This window comes from Flavobacterium sp. KACC 22763, assembly GCF_028736155.1.
In the GTDB taxonomy this organism is placed as follows: domain Bacteria; phylum Bacteroidota; class Bacteroidia; order Flavobacteriales; family Flavobacteriaceae; genus Flavobacterium.
On sequence record NZ_CP117879.1, the window covers coordinates 1947736 to 1970750 of the forward strand.

The following is a 23015-nucleotide window of genomic DNA, read 5'->3' on the forward strand; positions in this document are numbered from 1 at the left end:
TGGTTTTTAGATTATGCGCTGCCTTATTATACCGCAGAATAATTATTCAATTTATCGATTTGGAAATAAAAAACTCTCAACAGTGTCGAGAGAAATTCATTCTCAAATTCACGAGATAATTGGATGCATCCCGCTCTTATAAAAAATCGTATTCTATCTTTATAAATGAATTCTGCTTTTTTTTTAGCCCCGATAGCAGTGGAAATCCTTCTGTGGCGATGTTCGGCGCAGAAGATTGCAGCGAATAGCGGGAAAAAGCTCCTAAAAACTAATATTCTATACAATTTTAAGAGCAGACAACAACAAAAAAATCTAAAAAAAAAAAAGAAGAAGAAAAGAGAAAAATCTCAAACAATCAAAAACTAACTAACTAACTAACTAACTAACTAACTAACTAACTAACTAACTAACTAACTAACTAACTAACTAACTAACTAACTAACTAACTAACTAACTAACTAACTAACTAACTAACTACTTAATATTATCTAAATAAACCTGCCTGGCCTCCTACATCTTCGCGGGCCAAAATAAAGCTGGAAAAACCCACCGCCTTAGTGCTCAAACCCGAAAGGCTTCGTGGTTTTTGCCAGTGCTGACAGCTGGTCTGCTGATACTTCTGGCAATTGAAACAAGTCTTTTCCATAATATTATGCCCGCTATGTTGGATTTTAGCTCATTTAAGACAATATTAAAACAAAAAAGATGAGCAATACTGCCCATCTTTAAATTATTGTTTGCCGATAATTATTCTATTCCAAGATCCTAGCAATCTAAATTTCCATATCACTAACTTTAAAACACTACGGATTTTCCGAACCATTAGTCTTGACGTTCCGACAGTTGCGATAAGATTTTCTGTCTAGGCAAGCAGAAATTTGCTGGCGCTTTTTTGAAAACTGCCCCATTCCATTTCAAATACTTTTTGGAGCAGGTCCTTCAGCCCCTGAAAGCTGCTTGGTTTTACAGCATAGAAATCAGCGCCAAGCTTATAGCAGAGCTCGATATTATCGGGGCTTTTGCTGGTGGAAAGCATAATGATCCTTACTTCCTTCAAAGCACCTTCCCTACTTCTGATTTTCTCAAGGCAGTCAAAGCCGTTTTTGATAGGCATATTGATATCCAGAAAAATCATGTCGGGCAGGCGCTCTGCAGTCTTGTCGAGCATATTGAGCAGTTCCTGCCCGTCGCAGGCGGCCTTGCCAGCTGCCTGCAGCTCTAAATCCTGCACACCGTCAAAAAAAAGCAGCCTGTCATCTTCATCATCTTCTGCCAGATAGATAATTTTCTCCCGATTTCGCTTTTGTGACATAGCTTTTAAATTTATAGTGCGGCCATGAAATAGCTCCCAAAACCGCAACGGTTAGCAAAAAAAACTTAGGTCTTAAAATTGAAAATAGAATTACACTTTTTTTGGTGGTGACAGTAAAGATAATTCTTTTTTTTCTTTGAAAGAAAAAGCTTTAAAAAAAAATCATTCTTGTGACCCAAAATGCCCGTTTGGAAAAATCCAAACATTCTTCAGCGCCAGCCTGAAAATCTAAAAGAAAACTAACTAACTATTTTTTTTAATACTTTATCCATTTAAATAAACTTACTGCCTGATTAACGATATGCCATCTGGCCATAATGATACTAAAAATAAAAAGATGATTGCTAGATTATGCAAGAACTTGTAATACTGCATTAAATAAAATTAGAACCCTTTCCATGAAACAGTTGCAAATTAACTGACTCGCAGCCAGATTTATTGCCGCTCTGCCGAGCCTTCAAGATTGATTTATCTCTGATCCAACTCAACTAAAGAAATATTATGAAAGGTGCGAGCTTATTTTAAAATGTTTTAAAGATTTGCCCTTATGTTTGCGCAATGCCCTAAAACAGCTTGCCCGGGAGCCAAATCCGCAGATAAGCGACATTTTTTCAATAGATAGATTCTTTAATATAGGGTCATTTATATTTTCCAGCAGGCATTGAATTCTTTTTAAATTTACATAATCATTAAAATTTACCCCAAACTCGGAATTAATCAGATAAGAAATTTTATGCCCGGTAATTCCTGTTTCTTCCGCCAGCTGGGCCAGGCAGAAATCTTTATTCAAAAAAAGCTTTTTAGAATTCGTGTAAAATTCTATTTTTACCAAGCATTCTTCTTTTTCTACCTTTGTTAGTTTGTGAAACATATTACCCATATGCTTATTTTTTTAAATTATTTCAATCTAATACCGCCAGTTAGACAGATTTTACATTGGCAGATACCATCTAAATCCTAATCTAACTCCAAAATTTGAAGAATTTCTCGGATAGCCGTCGGATCTATAAGCCATAACCTCAGGTTCGATATAAGCATTATACTTTAATTTGCCCGACCATATATATCCAACCCTGAAATCCATCGGTATAGCCACTTTTCCCGTCTTATAGTCGATCTGCCATTCGGGCTCAATCCCAGCATAAACCCCATTTGCCCATGTATAAAAGACATTTGGCTGCAAGACGGCATAAGCGGAAGAACCATACTTGTCATTTCCAGATATGGAGAAAAAATTTTCCCATATCCAGTACATCTGCCATTTTCCAAGATCTGTGAAAGTAACTGTGAAAGCCGGACCGATACTCCACTGGGGAGAACCCAGCTGGTCGTCGGTTCTTGTAGGGATCTGAATATTCCATCCCGCACCAAACTCCCCCAGTCTTTCTTGGTGAGGAGAAAAAACTGGTTCAAAGTCAGATCGCCCAATCCGGTTTTGCCGTCTGGCGCCGTATTTAAAAAAGTAATAACCCTTATCAGCTGCGGCACTTTTATTAAAAATCCTTCTTTCAAAGGAATTATCCCCCTAAAACGAAAATTTTGTGCGAATCCATCCTGTCCCTCAGTCTTAAAAATTGCATATTCTTCCAATTGCAGCTGCCAGGCTAAAGTGGTGGGGGTCATCACTTCCTGCGATAGTTTTACCGAAGTGGCACCGCTCTGCGGTTCCTTGTTTTCTTCGGTTTCCTGAGCAGCCCCAGCAATGCGCCCCACGAAGAGCATCATTAATGACGCAGCATAATCTCTGGCGCCTTTTGCTTCCCGGTTAAATATTTTCAATTTCATAGCTCACATTTGATCAGTTAATTGCTCGGAAAAATCACTTTCCAATCCTTTTTCATGTCCGCAAAAGCCCAATTTTTAGCCTTTCCCTCATCAAGCCCTTTATTGAGTGTCCCCACCTGAGATTTTCTGTCATATGACCATTCGCGGATAGAATCTGTGTGGTGGACATACAATTCAAAATTCTTGTATTTATTGGAAGCCGCCCACTGCAGCATCTGAAGGTCGCCGTCTGAATTTCCTGCTGCGAAAACCGGTTTTTTTCCAATATACATTTCTATTGCAACTGGTTTTCCCTCTTTGTCATCATTAAAATCCAGGGCAGGCAGTTTTGTTATCACCGGTTTGCCATTGTTGTAGTCATATTTCGCCTGGAGTGTGCTGCCCACAATCTGGTCTTTTGGGATTCCGTAGACATCCTCTGCCCACGCGCGCATGAAATCTATACCGCCCCCAGAAACAATAAATACTTTGAACTGGTTATCCTGCAGATATTTGACCAATTCAAGCATAGGCTGGTAAATGAGTTCTCTATAAAGTTTTTTCTTTGTCGGATGCTTCGCCGTGCTGATCCATCTGCCTACGCTAGCCTCGAATTCATCGATAGACATTCCCGCATGGCTGACGGCCACTATCTGCATCAATCCTGCTTTGCCCTGCTTCATCAGTTCCTCCATATTATTTTCCAGCACTGCTTTAAAAGGCTGCTTGCTCTTCCATTCCGGATGTTTGGGAGCTAAGGCTTTGACCTGATCCAAGGCGAAGAAAAGCTGAAAATAAAAAGGCTGTTCAGCCCATAAAGTACCGTCATTGTCAAAAGTTGCGATGCGGTCCTTTACAGGTATAAAATTAGGGCTTTCTGTATTGGTTACATCTTTTACATAGGCAATGATGTCCTGTTTTACTTTTGTATCGTTCCATGATGGCAGATGATCACCGCTTGAGACTGCTGTCGGAGCTTTTTCCTTGGCGGTACTGTCTTCTTTAATCCCTTCTTTTTTGCATCCTGCTGCAGCGATCAGCAAAACAACGGAAAGGAATAATTTAAGGCCTGCTGTATTATTTACTTTTTTCATCTTATCTGATTTAATTTTGCTGGTGGTCAAAATATGACCTTAATAAAAATTTGAAATCTTTCATTCCCTTCTTTATTAAAGCTAAAGTTAAGGCACTACATAACGATTTGAGGGGCTTTTTTTGCTCTTCCCTCCCTTTTCCAAACCTCAAACATTCTCGCTTGCTTCATATGCTTCTGCATGCTAAGAAACCTTTGAGGGACGGCATTAGAAAAAGAGCCAGCTGCTTATATGCAAGCATAGCCAGCCCTTTCTTAAAACAAATCACATATTTCATGGCAGCCAAATAATAGCTTTTCAATCTTCAGCCGATATTTTATCACCCGCCTCCGCTTCTTTTTGCAGTAGTTGTGGCTTTAAGTTTTTCCTGAACATTTTTCATCATTATGTAATCATTGATTGTTATTGGTCCAGGATACATTTGGCTCTGCAATGGATTTGGCGGATATTTTTCATACGTTTTGACAAAATCAGCAAGAATGTTTTGAACAGTTGGCAAAAACCATGTCTTCTCGGTAAAGTTATTCATAAACAAATCATAGCGTTCTTGGGGATCTGCCCATAAATCAAATATCTGCGGTACGGTAGCCACATAACTTGCTGGCCCTTTCCACCCTAAATTGGCATCTACTGCCAGACCTCCTGTATGGGCGCCATCATCGCCACGCAGATTAAATACCGCCTTGAATTTACCAATTCGGATTGCTCCCGGAGCCAATTCGTCTTCCGTAAAATAAAGCCACATATTTCTTTTTGATTTGCCTGTGCCAAATAAAACCGGCGACATATCATAGCTGTCAAAAATAGTCGGTTTTCCTTCCCTGTCTACAGTTGGCAGCTCCTGTCCTGATAAAGCGGCAAATGTTGCCATAAAATCAAGTGTTCCTAAAATGTCACTGTTCTTACTGTCTGCCTTGATTTTCCCTGGCCACCAAGCCAAGGTCGGAATACGGCTTCCCCCTTCACGGTCTGTCCCTTTAGTTCCTCTGAAAGGCGTATAGCCGCAATCAGGGTATACATCCTGCCAAGTGCCGTTATCCACTGTGTAGATAACCAAAGTGTTTTCAGCAATTCCAAGATTACGCACCTCGTCCATGATGCGGCCTATTCTTGAATCCAGTTCGACAATACAGTCGGCATATTTATTTTTTCCTGCAGATTTCCCCACATAATCCGGATGAGGCAGGTTAGGCTGGTGGTTTTTGGCAAAAGAAATTTCCATAAAAAAAGGCTTGTCCTTTTTAGCATTCTCTTTCAGCCATTTAATGGATTCCTCTTCCGTATACTGATCTAAAAACGGAATCACTTTTCCATCGATTTTTCTTACTTCTCTATAAGGTTTGCCTGCCTCTCCTTCGAGTGCGCCTTTAGTCCCTTTAACCCACGTTGCTCTGATATCATCCGGCATGTCCGCATTCCAATCCGGATCCGTATAGGTGTAGGCATTCAAGTGATATAATGTTACATTTTTCATCACATCAAAACCCTGCGCAATGGGCATAGAATAATCTTCCTCGCCAAGATGCCATTTCCCAGCGAAAAAAGTATTGTAATTTTTGCGTTTCAATAAAGACGCCAAAGTCCATTCGGCTTTTGGAAGCCCCCCTCCATCTCCTGGAAAAGCAACTGTTGTCATACCGCTGCGGTTGGGAATTCTTCCGGTTATCAGGGCAGCTCTCCCCGGTGTGCAGCTTGGCTGGCCGTAAAAGGACCAGAACTGCATTCCTTCGTTTGCCATGCGGTCGATATTAGGAGTGGCTGCGCCTCTGGCTTCCCCTCCACCATAAGGGCCTAAATCACCCCATCCCGTATCATCTGACAGCAGAATAATAATGTTCGGGCTTTTTTTCGTCTGGGCATCAATAGCAGCGCACGTAAATAACGAGAGCGCCAATATTGATAATAGATGTCTTCTTTTTTTCATAATAAGAGATTTATAATTATACAAGAGATTAATTTGTTATGTCATGGAAGAGCTGATTAAAAAATGATTAAAGATTTTTTTTGTGCTTAAGCGTCCGCTCATTTTCAAGGGAATATAAATTTAAAGAAAGAACCCACACAGAATAACGGTAAAAAGGTTTCATTTTATAATTTGCAACAAAAAAATAGAAAGTGCAACGAACTTATTTCCTCAAAATCGGATTTGAGCTTACAGACTCTGAGAGATTAGCCATTTATGCGGTTTATTAAATCAGCCCATATAATGTCATGTTCCTATTTTGGAGCTGCTACCTTTTTCGCAACTAAAAGATTGGGGAGTGCTTATCTGAAGGAGTAAAAAAGAAGCATATAGCACTTAGAATTTCTTATTGAAAGCTAACTTTATGAGTGCTAATTTTACGGCATGACAAATACGAGAAGAACCTTTACTTTAGGCTTTAAGATTCTGGCCGCCGCCAAGAGCATCCACTGCGGAAGGGTCTGTGATGTGGCAAGAGAGCTCAATATCAGCCCAAGCACCCTGCAGCACTGGAAGAAGCTCTATCAGGAAGGTGGATTTACAGCAAAAAAAAGACCCCAGCTGAAATATCCCATAAAAATGAACTGCTGAAGCTGCGGAAACAGATAAAACAGCTGGAAATAGAAAGAGATATCCTAAAAAAGCCTCAAAATATCTAGTCAAAGAGCGGCGGGTGAAATATGAATTCATCAGCGAAAATTCTGAAATATTTCCTATTGAGAAGAAGCGTCTGATTTTTTAGATCCACGAAGGCAGTTTTTTTCGATGGCGCAAAAGAGCACACACTGCAAAATCAGTACGAAAAGCCCACATCATACGCGAAACCATAAGATTATACCAGTGGAAACAATGCCGATACAGGAGCCCGAGAATTGCTAGAGAATTAGATTCTGTCGGGATAAAAGTCTCCAGAAATTTACAGATTCAAACCCTTTCTCGGTGCCAATAAAAAAGCTTCAGATTTCTCTGAAGCTTTTTTGCTTTCAATCAATTTGAATCGCCCGCAAATCTGTTTACTAAACATGACATTGCTAAGCACCTGTCTTGCTCGAAGTAATCTATTTGTCAATCAATTTAAACACCATTTCAATAGCTTCGTCTCCATTGCCTATTTTCTTTCTTAATTTTCTAATAAATACATTTTGACTATGAGAATAGTTTATTTTTTTATTTGGGGGAATTCCTATGCTTTCATAACAAGTCCCATTAATATCTTGGTAAATTTCATTGGAAAGGTTTAATATCCAGCCATTAGGCATTTTTTTTCTATAATATCAGAAAATATGCCTTCAGTATTAGACCCTATGCGCGTAATATTTTGCATTGCAATTGAACCAAGAGACAATACTTCCGGAGCGCTGGCAGTCTAGTGGCTTGTGAGAAGAAAAACTGGTTTATTATATGTTGTGTCAGCAGGTGCAACAGAAACAAACTCCGGTTCTGTGTAACCGTTTAACAACTTGGCTTTTTTAGAATATAATTTAGTTTCTTCAGCAATAAAATGCCTTAGTATTTCTAATGACACCAAATCATAGCCTCCTGAATTGAAACGCAAATCTATAATTACTGCATTTGTTCCCTGTAACTCTTTGATGATTTTCCCCATTAGCGTTCTAATTCCGCTTTTTTCATCTTCAAAATGATTAGGATTACTTTCAGATGCGTTCAGGTAGCCGAATAAATAATCATATCCCGATAGAGCGTCAGGATTCTTGTACTTATGAGAAAAAAACAGCATATTGTTTATCTGTATATAACCTATATTATTTTCAGTGATTCCATAGTTTAACAGACCGTTGCCCTTAATACTCGTTCCATATCTTATTGGATTCTTGACATAACGTCCTAAAATTTCATCTTCCAAAACGACTGTTTTATGGTTTGTTCTGTAATGGGGAAATGCACTATTTTTTTTAGGCATAATCAAGGTTGTATGCCCATCATTTAACTGTTTGATTATACTTTTCAAAGTATGGCGTAACTGAGTTTTATTTTTGATTTTGCCTGAATATTTTTCCTTTATGCTGAGCCAATCCATTTTTCGCTCGCTAAAAAAAGGATAATTTTCATTCATCATATTCCAAAAAACATCAAAATTATAATTAGGATCTTCGAGTTTTGCTACATTACATTCAGCGGTGTTTGGCAGTTCACTTATTTTATCTAGTGTGTATATTTTTATACCCTGCGTAATGGTAAGCAAATTTTGATCCACTCTTTTAATAGTTCCCAATTGCAAAATATCATTTCTTTTCAATTGAGAACTTAGTGTACATGAAATAGATGTTGTTTCGTAGCTGTTTACTGCTGTGTCATTAATAGTTATAATTTTTCCATATCCTCTCATTTTCCAGATGCCATTTAAAACATCTTCAGTTTCTGTTTGAGCAAACACGCTTTGGATCGAAGATAAGATGATAAAATAGAAAATAGTTTTTAATTTGAAACAATTTTTACAAATTTGAAATTGCAATTGTAGTTTTCTTCTCATGGATGGATTAGTTTTAAATTGTAAAACTATTCTTTTGTTTTTTTGTGCGTGTCAAAAAAGCTACAATTAAAACTTAAAAAAGTTACAAATTACAAAAGTGAAAAATACGGGTTGTCTTGTTTATTTTATATTATGCTATAGCTACTTTCATTTTTTTTCTGTTCTAAACAATTTGGATTTCAAATGGCCATAAAATAATCCTCCCCATTAAAATCAACCGCACTCTTTTCCCAACTCCACAATCGCCGGCCAAAACAAAATCGAAAAAAAAACAATCTAAAAGAAGAAGAAGAAGAAGAAGAAGAAGAAAAGAGAAAACATATAACTGACTAACTAACTAACTAACTAACTAACTAACTAACTAACTAACTAACTAACTAACTAACTAACTAACTAACTAACTAACTAACTAACTAACTAACTAACTAACTAACTAACTAACTAACTAACTAACTAATGCAGCGGACCGAAAATTCGCGGCAGAAATTCTATTTCATAAAAATCAAATTATTTCGTATTTTTGAAGTATGGGCAATAAAATTCAAATAGAACAAGATTTCATAATTGACAAATTAACAGATTCCATTTTAAACACAATTTCTGGAGACAGTTTTCAAACAGAAGTCAGCAGAATGACTACAGCTGACTTGAAAAATGCAACCAAAAAGAATGGCTGGAATTTTGACTGGAAATTAGAATTCAAAGATTTGCAGAAAGAAGTCTATAAACTGACAATAGCAAACAATCCATCAATTTTGCAAGGCCTTTTAAGCATAACTGTCGAACAGGACCACATTTATATGAATTTGCTTGAAAGTTCCCCGTTTAATATTGGCAAAGATAAACTTTATGAGGGTGTTGCAGGAAATTTAGTGGCTTATGCCTGCAAAGTCTCTTTCCAAAAAGGCTTTGACGGTTTTGTCGCATTTACAGCTAAAACAAACTTAATTAAACATTACGAAGAAAATCTAGGCGCTTTTCATTTTAAAAATCAGAGAATGATTATCGAAACTGAAGCGGCAAAAAAATTAGTGAAAAAATATTTTAAATCTTAGAGAGATGAACTTGATTAAAGAACCTAAAGGAGTAGATTTTATAATTCAAAGTCCTCCATTAACTGACAAAGAACGAAAAGAAATCAGTGATTTTATTGCAAGCAGAAAATCTAAAAAAAATGCTGCGGTAAAAACTGCAAAAGGAAAAATTACGGTAAAAAAATAAATGCCGATCGCATAACATCAGCAGTGGATTTGAGCAATTAGCCTAATGGGAAGAGGCTTTGCATTTGAATGATTTGCTTTTTCTGCCCACTATCACGGTTTGCACTCCAAAGAATAGGCTTAATTTATTTCCAAACCTTTAGCATTAGAACATTGTTTTAAAATTAAAACAAAAATAAATAATTATGAAAACAAAAAAATTAGACTTGGAAATAGACAGCATCGGCGGGCTAAACTCTCTGACACCAGCTGAAGAAAAAGCTTTAAGCGATTTTTTCCAGAAGAAAAAACTAATGAAAAAGAAAACAACCCTTAAAAATTAGCCCGCAGCGCAGCGGGTCTGATCTTCTGAGGGCTATCAACTTAAAAGCCGCAAGAATGCATCTGCTGCAAGTTCTCTGCATTTTCATTTTGCAGTGCAGGTTCAGTCTGATAGGCTATACCACTCTAGAAATAAAAAACACCCGACAGTGCTGAGATAAATCCTGAAGTTAATGCTCAAAAATAAATATATAGAAAGCTTTAGAGAAATCTGAAGCTTTTTTACTTAGTAGTCCTAATGGAACAATTTTCAAACCATTTTAAAGGGGATTTAGAAAAAATAAATCAAATTGAAGTTAATATTAATTTATGAAACGAGAATGTATTTACTCTTGATAAGATTTGGACAAGAGAGATAATAATTCATACTCCAGTTTTACAATTAAAATTATTCTAGAGTTATTTTTATAAATAGTTATGTGCATTTAACTAATTTAAATAGAGGGATCAAATTGAAAAATATTCAAAATTATACAATTCCAATTAATGCAAAGAGAAGAAATAATTGATAAGAATAAATTATATGAACTGATTAAATTCATTTTATCGGATTCAAACGCAGTGATTTACGAGTCTTACTCCAAAATGGAACAAGAAATAGTATCTTTTAATAATTTTTCTAAATTTCAAGACTATTTTGAATATTCAAATCTTGAAGGAGAAAAGCATTTATCATTTGGAATTTATTATCCTGAGAGTAAGGGAAAAGCTTTAGTTACTCAGATCAAACTTGATCCTAAAAGGTGTAAAGGAAAAACTTACAGATACAGGATAGACGGTTGGGGATTAATTTTTATTAACCTAAGTTTCCCTAATATTGAAGCAAAAATTAAATGCAATGTTTCTTGTAGTTCAAAAAAAAGAGCAGAAAGCTGGGAAAGTATAAATCCGGAATTGGGAAGTCCCGAAAAATGGGATTGGGATCTCATAGAAAGCAATACTCGGAAAATAATTTATAGAATGAGAAAATAATTTCCTATTTAATTTGTTAAAAAGGTTCGAATCCCAGCAGGTTCACAAAGCCAAAAGGCGCCAATTAAAGACAACTGGCGCCTTTTTTATTTTATCATTTAATCTTTTCGATAATGATATCCCCGCTTATAGTTTAAAACTATTTTACTACTTTCATTATAGCTGGCGGAGTCCATTTTCCATTTACTACTTCCTCTTTTGGCCAGTAAGTGCGAAGATAAAGCGAAAAATCCCCCTTTTCAACGGCCGGAAGCCAATTGTTTTGGGTTTTCGCATCAGTCGGAACTGATTGAATATAAATGGTCAGCGAACCGTCCGAATTGTATGCCATTGTCTTGTTCTTTGTACCCAATGAATATCTGTTGAGCTTGTTGATTTCAAAAAAGTGATGCTCGTTATATAATGTAAGCGACCAAAATCCATTAACAGGAGGCAGCTGTCCTTTGGCAAAAGTAATTTTATATTTGTTCGAGCTGTTCAATCGGGCACCTTCTGAATCCAGATCCTGATAAAAGTAGCGTGTTTCATTTGGGGCATTGACCAGGATATTGGATTTGGCTACCGCAGTGCGCGTAAAATAATCCGTGCCCCACGATGCGCCGTTCGTTACCCCTGACCAGTGAAAAGGCAATTGGATCCCCCAGTTGCGGAATTCCATTAAAGGTTTTATTACCTGACGCTCAGTCTCAACAGCTGCATCAATCATCGCCTGTTTCAGTTTTGGGTCTTTCTTGGCGGCTTCCATTACAGCAAGTATCTGCTTATATTTTGCCTCCTCGCCTGGCAATGGCTTTGCATCTGCCAGCACAACAGGCAGCTCGTCAAAGAATGTCTGGGGGTTTACCCATACCGCTTCTTCTTTCCCTGAGCTGCCTCCGGGAAGCTTTTTGATATTGGCCCAATCGACGGTTTTCATTTTGCCGTCATAATCCGACAAGGGATACATCACGACCGATTTCAATACCTCCTGAACTGCTTTTCGGTCTTCTTTTGTGTCATCCAGGAAAACGCGGGGTCCCACCAATCCTGTATTGGTGGACGAGCGGAAAACTTCTGTTATTCCTTTCGGCACCTCGCCTTTCCAGTCCGGCCCTGCCAATAAATAAAAGCCCGGCTTATTGCCGTACATCTTTCCCAATTTGGCAAAGCTTTCTGTCCGCAGGTCAACTATCTGGTAGACCCAAAAACGTTTGCCAAAATCAGGCACTTGCACGACAACCGGCGACTGGTCTAAGGCAAGGCATCCAATGCCGTAAACCACATCCTGATTGGGACAGGCTACAGCGCGTTCCGTAGGTATCACATAATCAGTAAGCATCGTAAACTGATTGAGCGGAGCCATTAAAAGAGGCCCGGACAAGGCCAACTCTTTTACATCCTTGAAAGCCATTCGGCGGTTGTACATGTTTACTAAAGGCCATGCCCAAAAATAGGCATCCTTAGCTGTCAGAGCAGCATATTCCCGGGTGATTTTTACATTCGTGTCGGGCCCCGTTGGCAGCTGCCGTCGCTCCTGGGCTGGCGCTAGGCTTTCAATCCCTTTAGAATTTGATGCTTCCGCATCCCTGTTTTTATTTTGGTTGCATGCCGTCAAGGCTGCCATCAAAATTACGCAGATGAGCTTATTTTCCATTGGTTTAGTGATTTTGCTTATTTGAATTCTTCTATATCTCCAAGTTTCCATGTCTTATCAAAAAAAGGCTTTTCCGGGCCGTAAAGCCTGAATAATACTTCAAATTTCCCCTTAGGGTCCGTTGGTATCCAATTTGATTCCTTGCCTGCAGGGGATTTTGGGCCGAAGAAAATATCAACCGAGCCGTCTGTGTTCTTTTGGATCTCCGCTGCATTTGACGCTCTGCTTGCACGCTGCAGATTTTTGATAAGGCAATGTGTTGTCCGGTCGTAGACTGTTGCCGACCAGTATTGCTTGGTTGGAACATTTGCAGGCACATGGAGAATATAGGTTTTACCGCCATCAAGCGCCCGGCCTTCCTTGTCTTTTCCCGCAATAAGATATATTTGCGCTGTACCCAGGCGTTTTATGCCTACATAACCGATTGAATAGGTTAATGCACGCGCATCTGTAGGATAAATATCAGATTCCGCATATCCAGAAGATCCCGCCTTAACGAGTTCCGGCATTGCGGGAACAGCCCATTTTGCATCAGGATTTATCGGCGGAAAACCTTTTTCAAGCATTGCTTCCAAATAGTCATGCGCACTTTTTGCCGCAGCATTCAGAATCTCGGTGGTTCGTGCATCAGGGTTAAAGGGTTTCCCTTTTTCAATGCCTATGCTTTTTAGTTTATCAATCATCGCCTTATCGCGCACCAGCATAGGCTGGCTTTGCACAATGCGGTCAAGGGAAATAAAAAACCGGCTGTTATAGGGTATGACCGAATTATAAAGCACATCTTTCACATCTGTATATTTTGTTTCACCGGGGTTTTCAGCTTTGGAAAGAGGATAGAGCTTCAGCTGTCTGCCGTAGCTGACGGCTTTCTGTACATCGGCATCACTATGGCTGGGCAGGTTGGAGCGGAATAATCCATAACCCTCATAGGTATCGGCTTTCAGTACAATGTATCCCTTAGGAATATTTTCCTTATAGTCAGGCGGCAGTATCAGATATTTGCCGCCTGCGCCTTTATCGGCTCCGTAAGGTCCTGCATCTTCAAGGGGCATCTGCCAGATATTGTCAATATTGGCGGCAAATGATCCATTTTTTGCTGCAGGAACATCTATCACTATTGGCCCAGCGTCTTTTGTGTTGAAAAAAAACATAAAGTAAATCGCGTCGGGATTTGGCGTTAATGTCTGATTATGCCAGTCTACGGGTTTTGACCAAAATATGATCTCATTTTGTTTCCCTTTGGTGCTGCCCAGCATTGCCTGAAGCATAAGGTCATAATTAACGGCAGGTATCCCCCATATAAATGCTTCAATTGCGCGTTGGTAAACAATCTGTTCCCTGATGCTGGCAGGTTTGAATTCTGCCGTAACAGCACCCTCAATATCGGCTTTCCCACCGGAATTTGCTGATGGTGTTTGGTTGCAGGCCGCCAATAGCAGCACAAATGAAAAAACAAAGAGACTTTTTTTCATAATATATCAAATTTTAGCAGTTATATATCTTCTTCTCTAGTTATGTAGCCATCAAAAGAAACAATGCCTATAATAATGCCATTAAAACTACAGCACTCTTCCAGCCTTTAAGCTATCACATTCAATATCAAATAATCACATAAAAATAACCAAAAAATCTTACAGCTTTATTTTTTTCCGTTTTTTTTTAAACAATTATGAAATTTAATAGAAATGCAAATTACGGCCCCCCACCATTAGGGGTTCTTCTTATTTTTCACAAAAAACTAAAGTTGCTGCTCTGGCATCAATGGGTTTCCGCTTGTTGAAATCAACATGAAAAATATAAATTAGGAAATAATAAAAAGGCAAGAACAAAACCCTTTAGCTTATTGAAGAATATTATCTCATATTTTTTCATACTTGAAGGACAATAGGTATTTCATTTCCAAACACTATTTGGAATCTCAATCTGATTAAGAATGACAAAATACTGGTTTGGCAATGCCGCATTTGTTAAAGAACATATATCACCATTTGAAAAAAACTTAATTTTATCGCAGAATGCTATAAATCTAAAAACACTCCAAACAGCATTTAGCTACAGACATGTTTGGAGTGCTGTTTGATTATTGGTTCATGCTTAGATAAAGATAACCTGCTGTTGTTATTTCTCTCTCCTCGGAATTTTGATATCTGACAATATAATAATATGTGCCTGTTGGAAGTCCTTTGCTTTGATTGATCACCGTCCTTCCATTAGAGTAGCCCTCAAATGCATTGCTTTCATTATTGTATCCATCAGTGTGAAAAACAATTACTCCCCAGCGGTTATAAATTTCAACCGTATTTTTTGGGTAACATTCAATACCGTCAATTTTAAACCTATCATTTATGCTGTCTCCATTTGGAGAAATTGCATTGTGAACGACTACTTGGCAACCCACTATATCAAGAACTGTCGGATCATTGTCCTCGTTGGTAGGCGACGATTTATCAGACAAGTCATTAACATCTTCCCCATTAGGGTTTACAGGTGTAGGCGGTCCGGTAGCTTCTGCCAAAGCCTGATTGACAACCTGTCCTTTTGCCAAATCACCTGAAGTGAGAACATAGCCTGCTCGATAAAGCCACTTCTCGTTTGTATCCAAATATCCGTTTGAATTGAGATCACCAGTTTTATTGCTCGAATCTACAGGATCAAGTGCAGGAGTTGACATTCCAGGAAGCGGATCAGTCACTTTTACATTGCTTAAACGGGTATTTCCGATATTGCTCACAGTAAAAAGATAACTAATGACATCGCCAACTTTTGCATTATCGAAATTTCCGCTGAATGAAGAAATTTCTTTAACAATTGCAATTTTTGGGATATTTGGCAACGGAACTACTGTACATGCCGGACAATTTGGATCATAATACTGATCACCAGGCTTAACAGGATCTGTTGGATCTTCAGATGCATCTGTAACAACTGTACCTCCCGGATTATCTGGTGTCGGTGGTGTATTTCCCTGAGCAATTGCACTATTGTAGATCACTCCCTTCTCAAAATCCGATTCCTTGATTGTATAAATCAGCTGAGACCTGCCCGTTTGTCCAGGATCCAAAGAATTAGGTGTAACGGATAAATTGCTTATCCCTAAAAACTGATCATCAATCTTTACATTTTCCAATCTTATGTTACCTGTATTCTGCGCTGCAAAAGTGTATGTAATTGTTTCGTTGACATCAGGAAGGCCATTTCCGTTGCTGTCATTAGAAGCAGAGAAAGAAGCGTCCTTATATAATAAAATTGAAGGCTGTGGCATAATTGGGGTCAAAATCACACTGTCTTGATCATTTTCCGCTGGATCATTGTTGTTTGGGGTTGAATTTGGATCAAAATTATCCGAAGCAGCTATTTGAGCTACATTTTTGTATTCATCCGCAGTTCCAGCCGGAGTATTGACTCTGGCTCTATAAACCAATGAAACGAGATTATTGACTGAAATGTTAAATGTTGGCCATGTAATCGTATTACCAGATAACACTCCACCGTTGTCTGCACTGATAAAAGTATAGCCTGACGGCAATACATCATTTGCACGTACACCTGTTGCGTCATTTGGCCCAAGATTACTTACCGTTATGGTAAAATCAACCTGATCGCCGACGAAAGGAGACATATTGCTGGCAGATTTATTCAAAGCAATATCTGAACACAGAATAACTGTTAGATCAACTTTTAATGCATTTCCAATACTATTCTCACAAATAGCATTATTTTGGACTGTAACATAATAAGATGTATTTACCGTTATAGGAGGCGTTGCAAAAGTAGTTCCTGTATAAAGCAAAACAGACAAATTAGCATCTTGATACCATTTGAAAATAGGATTACTGATAGCACTAGTAGCTGTAATTGAAGCACTGCCTCCTGTACATAGCGAAGCATTTGCTGTGCTTACCGAAATATCAGAAGCCAACCCCAAAGGATTTACAGTCACCACCACCGCCTTTCTGGTATTGATGGCGTTCTCGCAAACGGCATCACCGCTCATGCTCACATAATACGTAGCGGTTGCTGCCGGACTAACGTTATAGGTGGCTCCCGTGCTTAAAACCGTTGTGCTGGTCTGGTCGGCGTACCATCTGAAGACCGGAGTGGCAACTGTAGTGGATGAAGCTATCAGCGCAGCGGAGGCTCCCGCACAGATCACAGCGTCCGAAGCTGTTATATCGGAATCAAGCCCCAAAGGATTAACCGTCACCACTACCGCTTTTCTGGTATTGATGGCATTCTCGCACACCCCGTCACCGCTCACGCTCACATAGTACGTAGCGGTTGCTGCCGGCGTCGGACTGTAGGCCGCTCCAGTGCTTAAAACCGTTGTGCTGGTCTGGTCAGCGTACCATCTGAAGACCGGAGCGGCAACTGTAGTGGATGAAGCCGTCAGCGTGGCGGATGCTCCCGCACAGATCACAGCGTCGGAGGCTGTTATATCGGAATCAAGCCCCAAAGGATTAACCGTCACCACCACCGCTTTTCTGGTATTGATGGCATTCTCGCACACCCCGTCACCGCTTACGCTCACATAGTACGTAGCGGTTGTTGCCGGACTAACGTTATAGGTGGCTCCCGTGCTTAAAACCGTTGTGCTGGTCTGGTCGGCGTACCATCTGAAGACCGGAGTGGCAACTGTAGTGGATGAAGCTGTCAGCGTGGCGGATGCTCCAGCACAGATCACAGCGTCCGAAGCTGTTATATCGGAATCAAGCCCCAAAGGATTTACAGTCACCACTACCGCCTTTCTGGTATTGATGGCATTCTCGCACACCCCGTCACCACTCACGCTCACATAATACGTAGCGGTTGTTGCCGGACTAACGTTATAGGTGGCTCCCGTGCTTAAAACCGTTATGCTGGTCTGGTCGGCGTACCATCTGAAGACAGGAGTGGTAACTGTTGATGAGGAAGCCGTCAGCGTGGCGGATGATCCCGAACAGATCACAGCGTCGGAGGCTGTAATATCGGAATCAAGCCCCAAAGGATTAACCGTCACCACTACCGCTTTTCTGGTATTGATGGCATTCTCGCACACCCCGTCACCGCTCACGCTCACATAGTACGTAGCGGTTGCTGCCGGCGTCGGACTGTAGGCAGCTCCAGTGCTTAAAACCGTTGTGCTGGTCTGGTCGGCGTACCATCTGAAGACCGGAGCGGCAACTGTAGTGGATGAAGCCGTCAGCGTGGCGGATGCTCCCGCACAGATCACAGCGTCCGAAGCTGTTATATCGGAATCAAGCCCCAAAGGATTAACCGTCACCACTACCGCTTTTCTGGTATTGATGGCATTCTCGCACACCCCGTCACCGCTCACGCTCACATAGTACGTAGCGGTTGCTGCCGGCGTCGGACTGTAGGCCGCTCCAGTGCTTAAAACCGTTGTGCTGGTCTGGTCGGCGTACCATCTGAAGACAGGAGTGGTAACTGTTGATGAGGAAGCCGTCAGCGTGGCGGATGATCCCGAACAGATCACAGCGTCCGAAGCTGTTATATCGGAATCAAGCCCCAAAGGATTAACCGTCACCACTACCGCTTTTCTGGTATTGATGGCATTCTCGCACACCCCGTCACCGCTCACGCTCACATAGTACGTAGCGGTTACTGCCGGCGTCGGACTGTAGGCAGCTCCAGTGCTTAAAACCGTTGTGCTGGTCTGGTCGGCGTACCATCTGAAGACCGGAGCGGCAACTGTAGTGGATGAAGCCGTCAGCGTGGCGGATGCTCCCGCACAGATCACAGCGTCGGAGGCTGTTATATCGGAATCAAGCCCCAAAGGATTAACCGTCACCACCACCGCTTTTCTGGTATTGATGGCATTCTCGCACACCCCGTCACCGCTCACGCTCACATAGTACGTAGCGGTTGTTGCCGGACTAACGTTATAGGTGGCTCCCGTGCTTAAAACCGTTGTGCTGGTCTGGTCGGCGTACCATCTGAAGACCGGAGTGGCAACTGTAGTGGATGAAGCTGTCAGCGTGGCGGATGCTCCAGCACAGATCACAGCGTCCGAAGCTGTTATATCGGAATCAAGCCCCAAAGGATTTACAGTCACCACTACCGCCTTTCTGGTATTGATGGCATTCTCGCACACCCCGTCACCGCTCACGCTCACATAATACGTAGCGGTTGTTGCCGGACTAACGTTATAGGTGGCTCCCGTGCTTAAAACCGTTATGCTGGTCTGGTCGGCGTACCATCTGAAGACAGGAGTGGTAACTGTTGATGAGGAAGCCGTCAGCGTGGCGGATGATCCCGAACAGATCACAGCGTCGGAGGCTGTAATATCGGAATCAAGCCCCAAAGGATTAACCGTCACCACTACCGCTTTTCTGGTATTGATGGCATTCTCGCACACCCCGTCACCGCTTACGCTCACATAATATGTAGTGGTTGTTGCCGGCGTAGGACCATAGATTTCTCCTATTGAAAGTGGCGTAACAGATGTCTGATCCGCATACCAAATGAACTCAGGATTAATAAGAGATGATGATGCGCTTAAAACTGCAATCTCACCCGAACAAATAGTCTGATCAGCTACAATTATATCTGCGTCCGTCGCTAATGGATTGATTGTGACTGTCACCGCTTTTCTGGAATTTTGAGCATTCTCACATACTCCATCCCCACTCACACTCACATAATAAGTCGTAGTTGAACTTGGCGAAGGACTGAAAGTTGCTCCATTATGAAGTATGGTTGTCGTCGTCTGGTCAGCATACCATCTGAATACCGGAGTAGTCACTGTAGTTGATGAAGCTGTCAAAACAACTGCATCATTTGGACAAGCTGTGATATCTGTAGCTGCTATATCTGTAGCTGTTGCTAAGCCGTTGACTGCAACTGTCACAGCTTTTCTTGTATTGATAGCATTCTCGCAAACTTCCGTACCAGCAACACTTACATAATAAGTAGTAGTAGACACGGGTGAAGGATTAAATGTGGCTCCAGTACTCAATACTATTGATGTGGTTTGATCGGCATACCATCTGAAGACCGGTGAAGCAATACGTGAAGAAGCGGTCAAAGAAGCAGCAGCGCCTCCACAAATTTCTTGATTATTGGCAGCTATATCAGATGATGTAGCCAATGGATTTACCGTTACTACAACTGCTTTTCTGGTATTAATGCTATTTTCGCAGACGCCGTCTCCACTTATACTGACATAATAAGTCGTCGTGGAAGCCGGTGAAGGACTGTAGGTATCTCCAGTGTTCAACACTGTGGTGGTCATCTGATCGGCATACCATCTAAATACAGGAGTGGTGACACTGGAAGATGAAGCTGTCAAAAAAGCCGTAGAGCCAGCGCAAATTGCAACATCACCAGCCGTTATATCTGAAGCTAATCCTAAAGCATCTACCGTTACAGTTATCGCTTTTCTCGTATTCGGATCATTTTCACAAATTGCATCACCTTTCACGCTCACATAATAAGTTGCTGTTGATGCGGGTTGCACATTATATGTAGGCCCGGTGCTAAGTGCAGTTGTAGTGGTTTGATCAGCATACCACGTAAATACAGGATTGGTTACTGAAGAACTTACTGTCAATAAAGCTGTACCTCCTGGGCATATTTCAGTATTGTTTCCTGTAATATCTGCAGCTGAGGCGGGCGGATTTACATTTACTGTTACTGTCCTTGTTGTAAAAGCAGAAGGACAGCCGCTGACACTACTTACAGTATAAGTAATTGTAGCAGTTCCAGTTGCGTTACCCGTAATTACACCATTTGCATCTACAGAAGCTATTGCTGCATTGTCAACAGTCCAGTCTCCTCCAGAATCTCCATTTGTAGTGAACGTTGTTGTTTCTCCTATACAAACATTTTGATTTCCTGATAAAGTACCGGGATTTACTTGAATAATATTAACCGCATAAGCTGAAGGTATAACGGCACAGGTGCCAGTCTGTATAATGGTATATTTTATATTTACTGTACCTCTCGCAACTCCTGTCACCAGTCCGCTTGCATCTACCGTTGCAATAGTAATATCCTCACTTTCCCATAGCCCTCCAGGGGTACCGCTCGAAATCAATACAGAAGTACCGCCAACGCAAATATCTTGGTTTCCTGATATAGTACCCGATTCTGTAGCATCTTCAACAGTAACGGTTCTTGTTGCAAAGACATTTGCGCATCCGCCCGTTCCGGTTATTGTATAACTTATTGTTGTAGTGCCAGCTAATAATCCCGTAATTATTCCACTGCTGTCTACAGAAGCAATTGTAGGGTCAAGACTGGACCATGTCCCCTCTGCATCACCATCTGAACTAAAAGTAGTCGTTGTTCCTTGGCAGATATTTTGCGTACCTGATAAATTTCCGGCATTTGGTGGTACAGTTATGGTCAAAGCTACAGGAGTCCGCACTGCTGTGACACACGTACCATTATTTCCTTGCGCATAATAAGTAATAGTACCAACAGCACTAAGAGTTGGAGAAGCTACGATATTACCTCCCGTAGCGGCATCATACCAAACAATAGACTGACCAGCGGGAACACTGGCGCTCGCTGTCAGTGTAGTTGGAAAACACCCCTGAGATGATACAGTAGTATCTACTGGAATACTTGCCGCCGTTAATGTAATTAAAGCATTGTTGGATATGTTCCCATCTGCATCTCTTCCATTATAAGCAATTGGTGTTGGACTTATTACGCTGCTTGATTCTGGTTCAAAAGCTACTTGTCCAGATGTATTGATCTTCCATATTCCATCGCCTGGAATAGTCATTTGTATTATATCTCCAAAACCATCTACAATAATATTAGTCGCAGTGCCGGGATTCACTAATCCTGTTGTAAGGGGGACAATAACTTCTCCTGTAGTATCATTGGAGAGTACATTAATCGGACCAGAAGATGAACCAGCATTAAAACAGGCAAAATCAGGCGTTGCAGCTGGAAGCCCAATGGCATAATCTTCTACTTCCCCATCCATAAAAGCACCGCCGGAATCAGCGGTCGTAATAGCTTCTGTGGTTACTCGAACCCTAAGATATGTTTTTGCATGTCCGGATGTATTGGTCAAGGTAACATTATTCCATGTAAGGTCTACGCTTCCTGACAATGTTCCCGCAGAAGTTGTTGCGGCAGTTCCTTCTGAAGGCTGAAAAACACCATCATTGTTCCAGTCAATCCATGCCGCATAATTTGCTGCAAGTCCCGTATTATTGTGAAAATTGGCAGAAACTGTATAAGTGTTGATTAATTGTCCATTATTGGTCAATGGCGGAATTGTGGGAACGCCATCATCATCAATAGAATTATCAGCCAGCGCAGAAGGCTGACCATCCACTTCAGCAAGATTAGAATCTCCTAACGAAAGAGTGCCTACAATACCATGCGAAGGACCGCCTGACGCCAACAAGGTTTTATAACTGTCTGGCGCATCCCCAAAATCAGAACTGATTGTTATTACGATTGGACTCAAACCGGAAGCTTGAACGTTGGCCTGACCTGTAACGCTCCAAATACCTGTCATTAGAAAAAAATCTGTCACTTTGGTTGCAGACGAAGGTGGCGTAAATAACACCTGATGATTTAAATCATCTGGCGTTCCCGAGCCTCCATTTGTTGTCTGGCGTCTTATGGTCATTGCGTTTGGTAAAGCGGCCGAAGCAGTAGCGCCAATAGAATTAGTAATTAAAGTTCTCCAGCTATGCCCTGCTGCAGAAGTATTTATATTTTGATTTGTAAGTTGTGTCGTCGGGCCGCTGATGGAATAAGGGACATATGTATTGCCATTATATCCAAAAAAAGCCACCCACTCTGCATTTCCATTTGGAGTTCCATGTACTCCATCGATATCTAGAGCAAGAAAATTGATGCTGGAAATTGGCCTGCTGAAATAAATCCTGAAACCAATACTGTTCGTGCAGTTGTTTCCCACTCCATTATCGGCATTTTGGGTATTGGCCATTTGAATTTTAGTGAAATTTGTAGGTGTTTTGTCTCCAACATAAGCTGGAAGCGTAATTCCAGTGAATATTCCTCCAATATCCGGCCCCGCGGTTCCTGAACCCGCAGCTCCTGTAGAATGTGTTGCGCTGCCTGTAGTTATAAGCTGTGCTTTTACAATAGTTCCATCAGGCATTCTTTTCCCATTTGGCATTGAACTTAAAATATCAGCAATTGAAAAACTGTAATTCGTTTGAGCAGATACACTTGTTACTAAAAACACTGTAATAAATACTAATAAGATTTTAACTGTATTTTTCATTATCGATAAATTTTAATGTGCTATAT

Annotated in this window: 14 protein-coding genes; 5 read left to right on the forward strand and 9 right to left on the reverse strand. The window is 40.8% G+C overall.

The annotated features are described in order from the left end of the window. Positions 1–862: 862 nt before the first annotated feature. The 5 genes from PQ463_RS08190 to PQ463_RS08210 all read right to left on the reverse strand — a co-directional run bounded on the left by PQ463_RS08190 (position 863) and on the right by PQ463_RS08210 (position 6094). Positions 863–1312, reverse strand: a complete 450-nt coding sequence (locus tag PQ463_RS08190; protein WP_274257175.1) for a response regulator — start codon at positions 1310–1312, stop codon at positions 863–865. A gap of 499 nt (positions 1313–1811) precedes the next feature. After that, the gene (locus PQ463_RS08195) at positions 1812–2192 is read right to left on the reverse strand and encodes a helix-turn-helix domain-containing protein (protein ID WP_274257176.1); all 381 of its coding nucleotides are present in this window, start codon (positions 2190–2192) and stop codon (positions 1812–1814) included. Positions 2193–2356: 164 nt separating this feature from the next. Continuing rightward, positions 2357–3097 carry a hypothetical protein gene (locus PQ463_RS08200; protein ID WP_274257178.1) on the reverse strand — a complete coding sequence of 247 codons (741 nt, stop codon included), beginning with the start codon at positions 3095–3097 and terminating at the stop codon, positions 2357–2359. Positions 3098–3114: 17 nt separating this feature from the next. After that, on the reverse strand, positions 3115–4170 hold the full coding sequence (locus PQ463_RS08205) for an HAD family hydrolase (RefSeq protein ID WP_274257180.1): 1056 nt from the start codon (positions 4168–4170) through the stop codon (positions 3115–3117). 319 nt (positions 4171–4489) lie between these two features. After that, positions 4490–6094, reverse strand: a complete 1605-nt coding sequence (locus PQ463_RS08210; RefSeq protein WP_274257181.1) for an arylsulfatase — start codon at positions 6092–6094, stop codon at positions 4490–4492. A gap of 423 nt (positions 6095–6517) precedes the next feature. On the opposite strand from PQ463_RS08210, the gene PQ463_RS23410 reads away from it, so the two are divergent. Next, on the forward strand, positions 6518–6724 hold the full coding sequence (locus tag PQ463_RS23410; RefSeq protein ID WP_443135191.1) for a transposase: 207 nt from the start codon (positions 6518–6520) through the stop codon (positions 6722–6724). A 775-nt stretch (positions 6725–7499) separates the two neighbouring features. Here PQ463_RS23410 and PQ463_RS08220 read toward each other — a convergent pair. Next, a complete protein-coding gene (locus PQ463_RS08220) occupies positions 7500–8624 on the reverse strand; it encodes a S41 family peptidase (protein WP_274257183.1) in 1125 nt (374 codons plus the stop codon). A gap of 527 nt (positions 8625–9151) precedes the next feature. On the opposite strand from PQ463_RS08220, the gene PQ463_RS08225 reads away from it, so the two are divergent. The 4 genes from PQ463_RS08225 to PQ463_RS08240 all read left to right on the forward strand — a co-directional run bounded on the left by PQ463_RS08225 (position 9152) and on the right by PQ463_RS08240 (position 11137). Beyond that, positions 9152–9679, forward strand: a complete 528-nt coding sequence (locus PQ463_RS08225) for a hypothetical protein (protein ID WP_274257184.1) — start codon at positions 9152–9154, stop codon at positions 9677–9679. A gap of 4 nt (positions 9680–9683) precedes the next feature. Beyond that, positions 9684–9845 (forward strand): hypothetical protein, encoded by a 162-nt coding sequence (locus PQ463_RS08230; RefSeq protein ID WP_274257185.1) that lies wholly within the window; start codon positions 9684–9686, stop codon positions 9843–9845. A gap of 184 nt (positions 9846–10029) precedes the next feature. Further along, the gene (locus PQ463_RS08235) at positions 10030–10167 is read left to right on the forward strand and encodes a hypothetical protein (protein WP_274257187.1); all 138 of its coding nucleotides are present in this window, start codon (positions 10030–10032) and stop codon (positions 10165–10167) included. Positions 10168–10651: 484 nt separating this feature from the next. After that, complete coding sequence (locus PQ463_RS08240) at positions 10652–11137, forward strand: hypothetical protein (RefSeq protein WP_274257189.1); 486 nt, start codon at positions 10652–10654, stop codon at positions 11135–11137. A 139-nt stretch (positions 11138–11276) separates the two neighbouring features. Here PQ463_RS08240 and PQ463_RS08245 read toward each other — a convergent pair whose 3' ends face one another. From PQ463_RS08245 to PQ463_RS08255, 3 genes are all read right to left on the reverse strand, one after another. Beyond that, on the reverse strand, positions 11277–12770 hold the full coding sequence (locus PQ463_RS08245) for a DUF1254 domain-containing protein (RefSeq protein ID WP_274257191.1): 1494 nt from the start codon (positions 12768–12770) through the stop codon (positions 11277–11279). 17 nt (positions 12771–12787) lie between these two features. After that, complete coding sequence (locus PQ463_RS08250) at positions 12788–14242, reverse strand: DUF1214 domain-containing protein (protein ID WP_274257192.1); 1455 nt, start codon at positions 14240–14242, stop codon at positions 12788–12790. Positions 14243–14850: 608 nt separating this feature from the next. Beyond that, positions 14851–22989 carry an Ig-like domain-containing protein gene (locus PQ463_RS08255; protein ID WP_274257193.1) on the reverse strand — a complete coding sequence of 2713 codons (8139 nt, stop codon included), beginning with the start codon at positions 22987–22989 and terminating at the stop codon, positions 14851–14853. Positions 22990–23015 lie beyond the last annotated feature (26 nt).

Bases quoted from the DNA above. Each gene is read 5' to 3' on its own strand.
- PQ463_RS08230 (WP_274257185.1), top strand. From the start codon at position 9,684: ATGAACTTGATTAAAGAACCTAAAGGAGTAGATTTTATAATTCAAAGT.
- PQ463_RS23410 (WP_443135191.1), top strand. From the start codon at position 6,518: ATGACAAATACGAGAAGAACCTTTACTTTAGGCTTTAAGATTCTGGCC.
- PQ463_RS08210 (WP_274257181.1), bottom strand. From the start codon at position 6,094: ATGAAAAAAAGAAGACATCTATTATCAATATTGGCGCTCTCGTTATTT.
- PQ463_RS08200 (WP_274257178.1), bottom strand. From the start codon at position 3,097: ATGAAATTGAAAATATTTAACCGGGAAGCAAAAGGCGCCAGAGATTAT.
- PQ463_RS08225 (WP_274257184.1), top strand. From the start codon at position 9,152: ATGGGCAATAAAATTCAAATAGAACAAGATTTCATAATTGACAAATTA.
- PQ463_RS08205 (WP_274257180.1), bottom strand. From the start codon at position 4,170: ATGAAAAAAGTAAATAATACAGCAGGCCTTAAATTATTCCTTTCCGTT.
- PQ463_RS08240 (WP_274257189.1), top strand. From the start codon at position 10,652: ATGCAAAGAGAAGAAATAATTGATAAGAATAAATTATATGAACTGATT.
- PQ463_RS08245 (WP_274257191.1), bottom strand. From the start codon at position 12,770: ATGGAAAATAAGCTCATCTGCGTAATTTTGATGGCAGCCTTGACGGCA.
- PQ463_RS08220 (WP_274257183.1), bottom strand. From the start codon at position 8,624: ATGAGAAGAAAACTACAATTGCAATTTCAAATTTGTAAAAATTGTTTC.
- PQ463_RS08255 (WP_274257193.1), bottom strand. From the start codon at position 22,989: ATGAAAAATACAGTTAAAATCTTATTAGTATTTATTACAGTGTTTTTA.
- PQ463_RS08250 (WP_274257192.1), bottom strand. From the start codon at position 14,242: ATGAAAAAAAGTCTCTTTGTTTTTTCATTTGTGCTGCTATTGGCGGCC.
- PQ463_RS08195 (WP_274257176.1), bottom strand. From the start codon at position 2,192: ATGGGTAATATGTTTCACAAACTAACAAAGGTAGAAAAAGAAGAATGC.
- PQ463_RS08235 (WP_274257187.1), top strand. From the start codon at position 10,030: ATGAAAACAAAAAAATTAGACTTGGAAATAGACAGCATCGGCGGGCTA.
- PQ463_RS08190 (WP_274257175.1), bottom strand. From the start codon at position 1,312: ATGTCACAAAAGCGAAATCGGGAGAAAATTATCTATCTGGCAGAAGAT.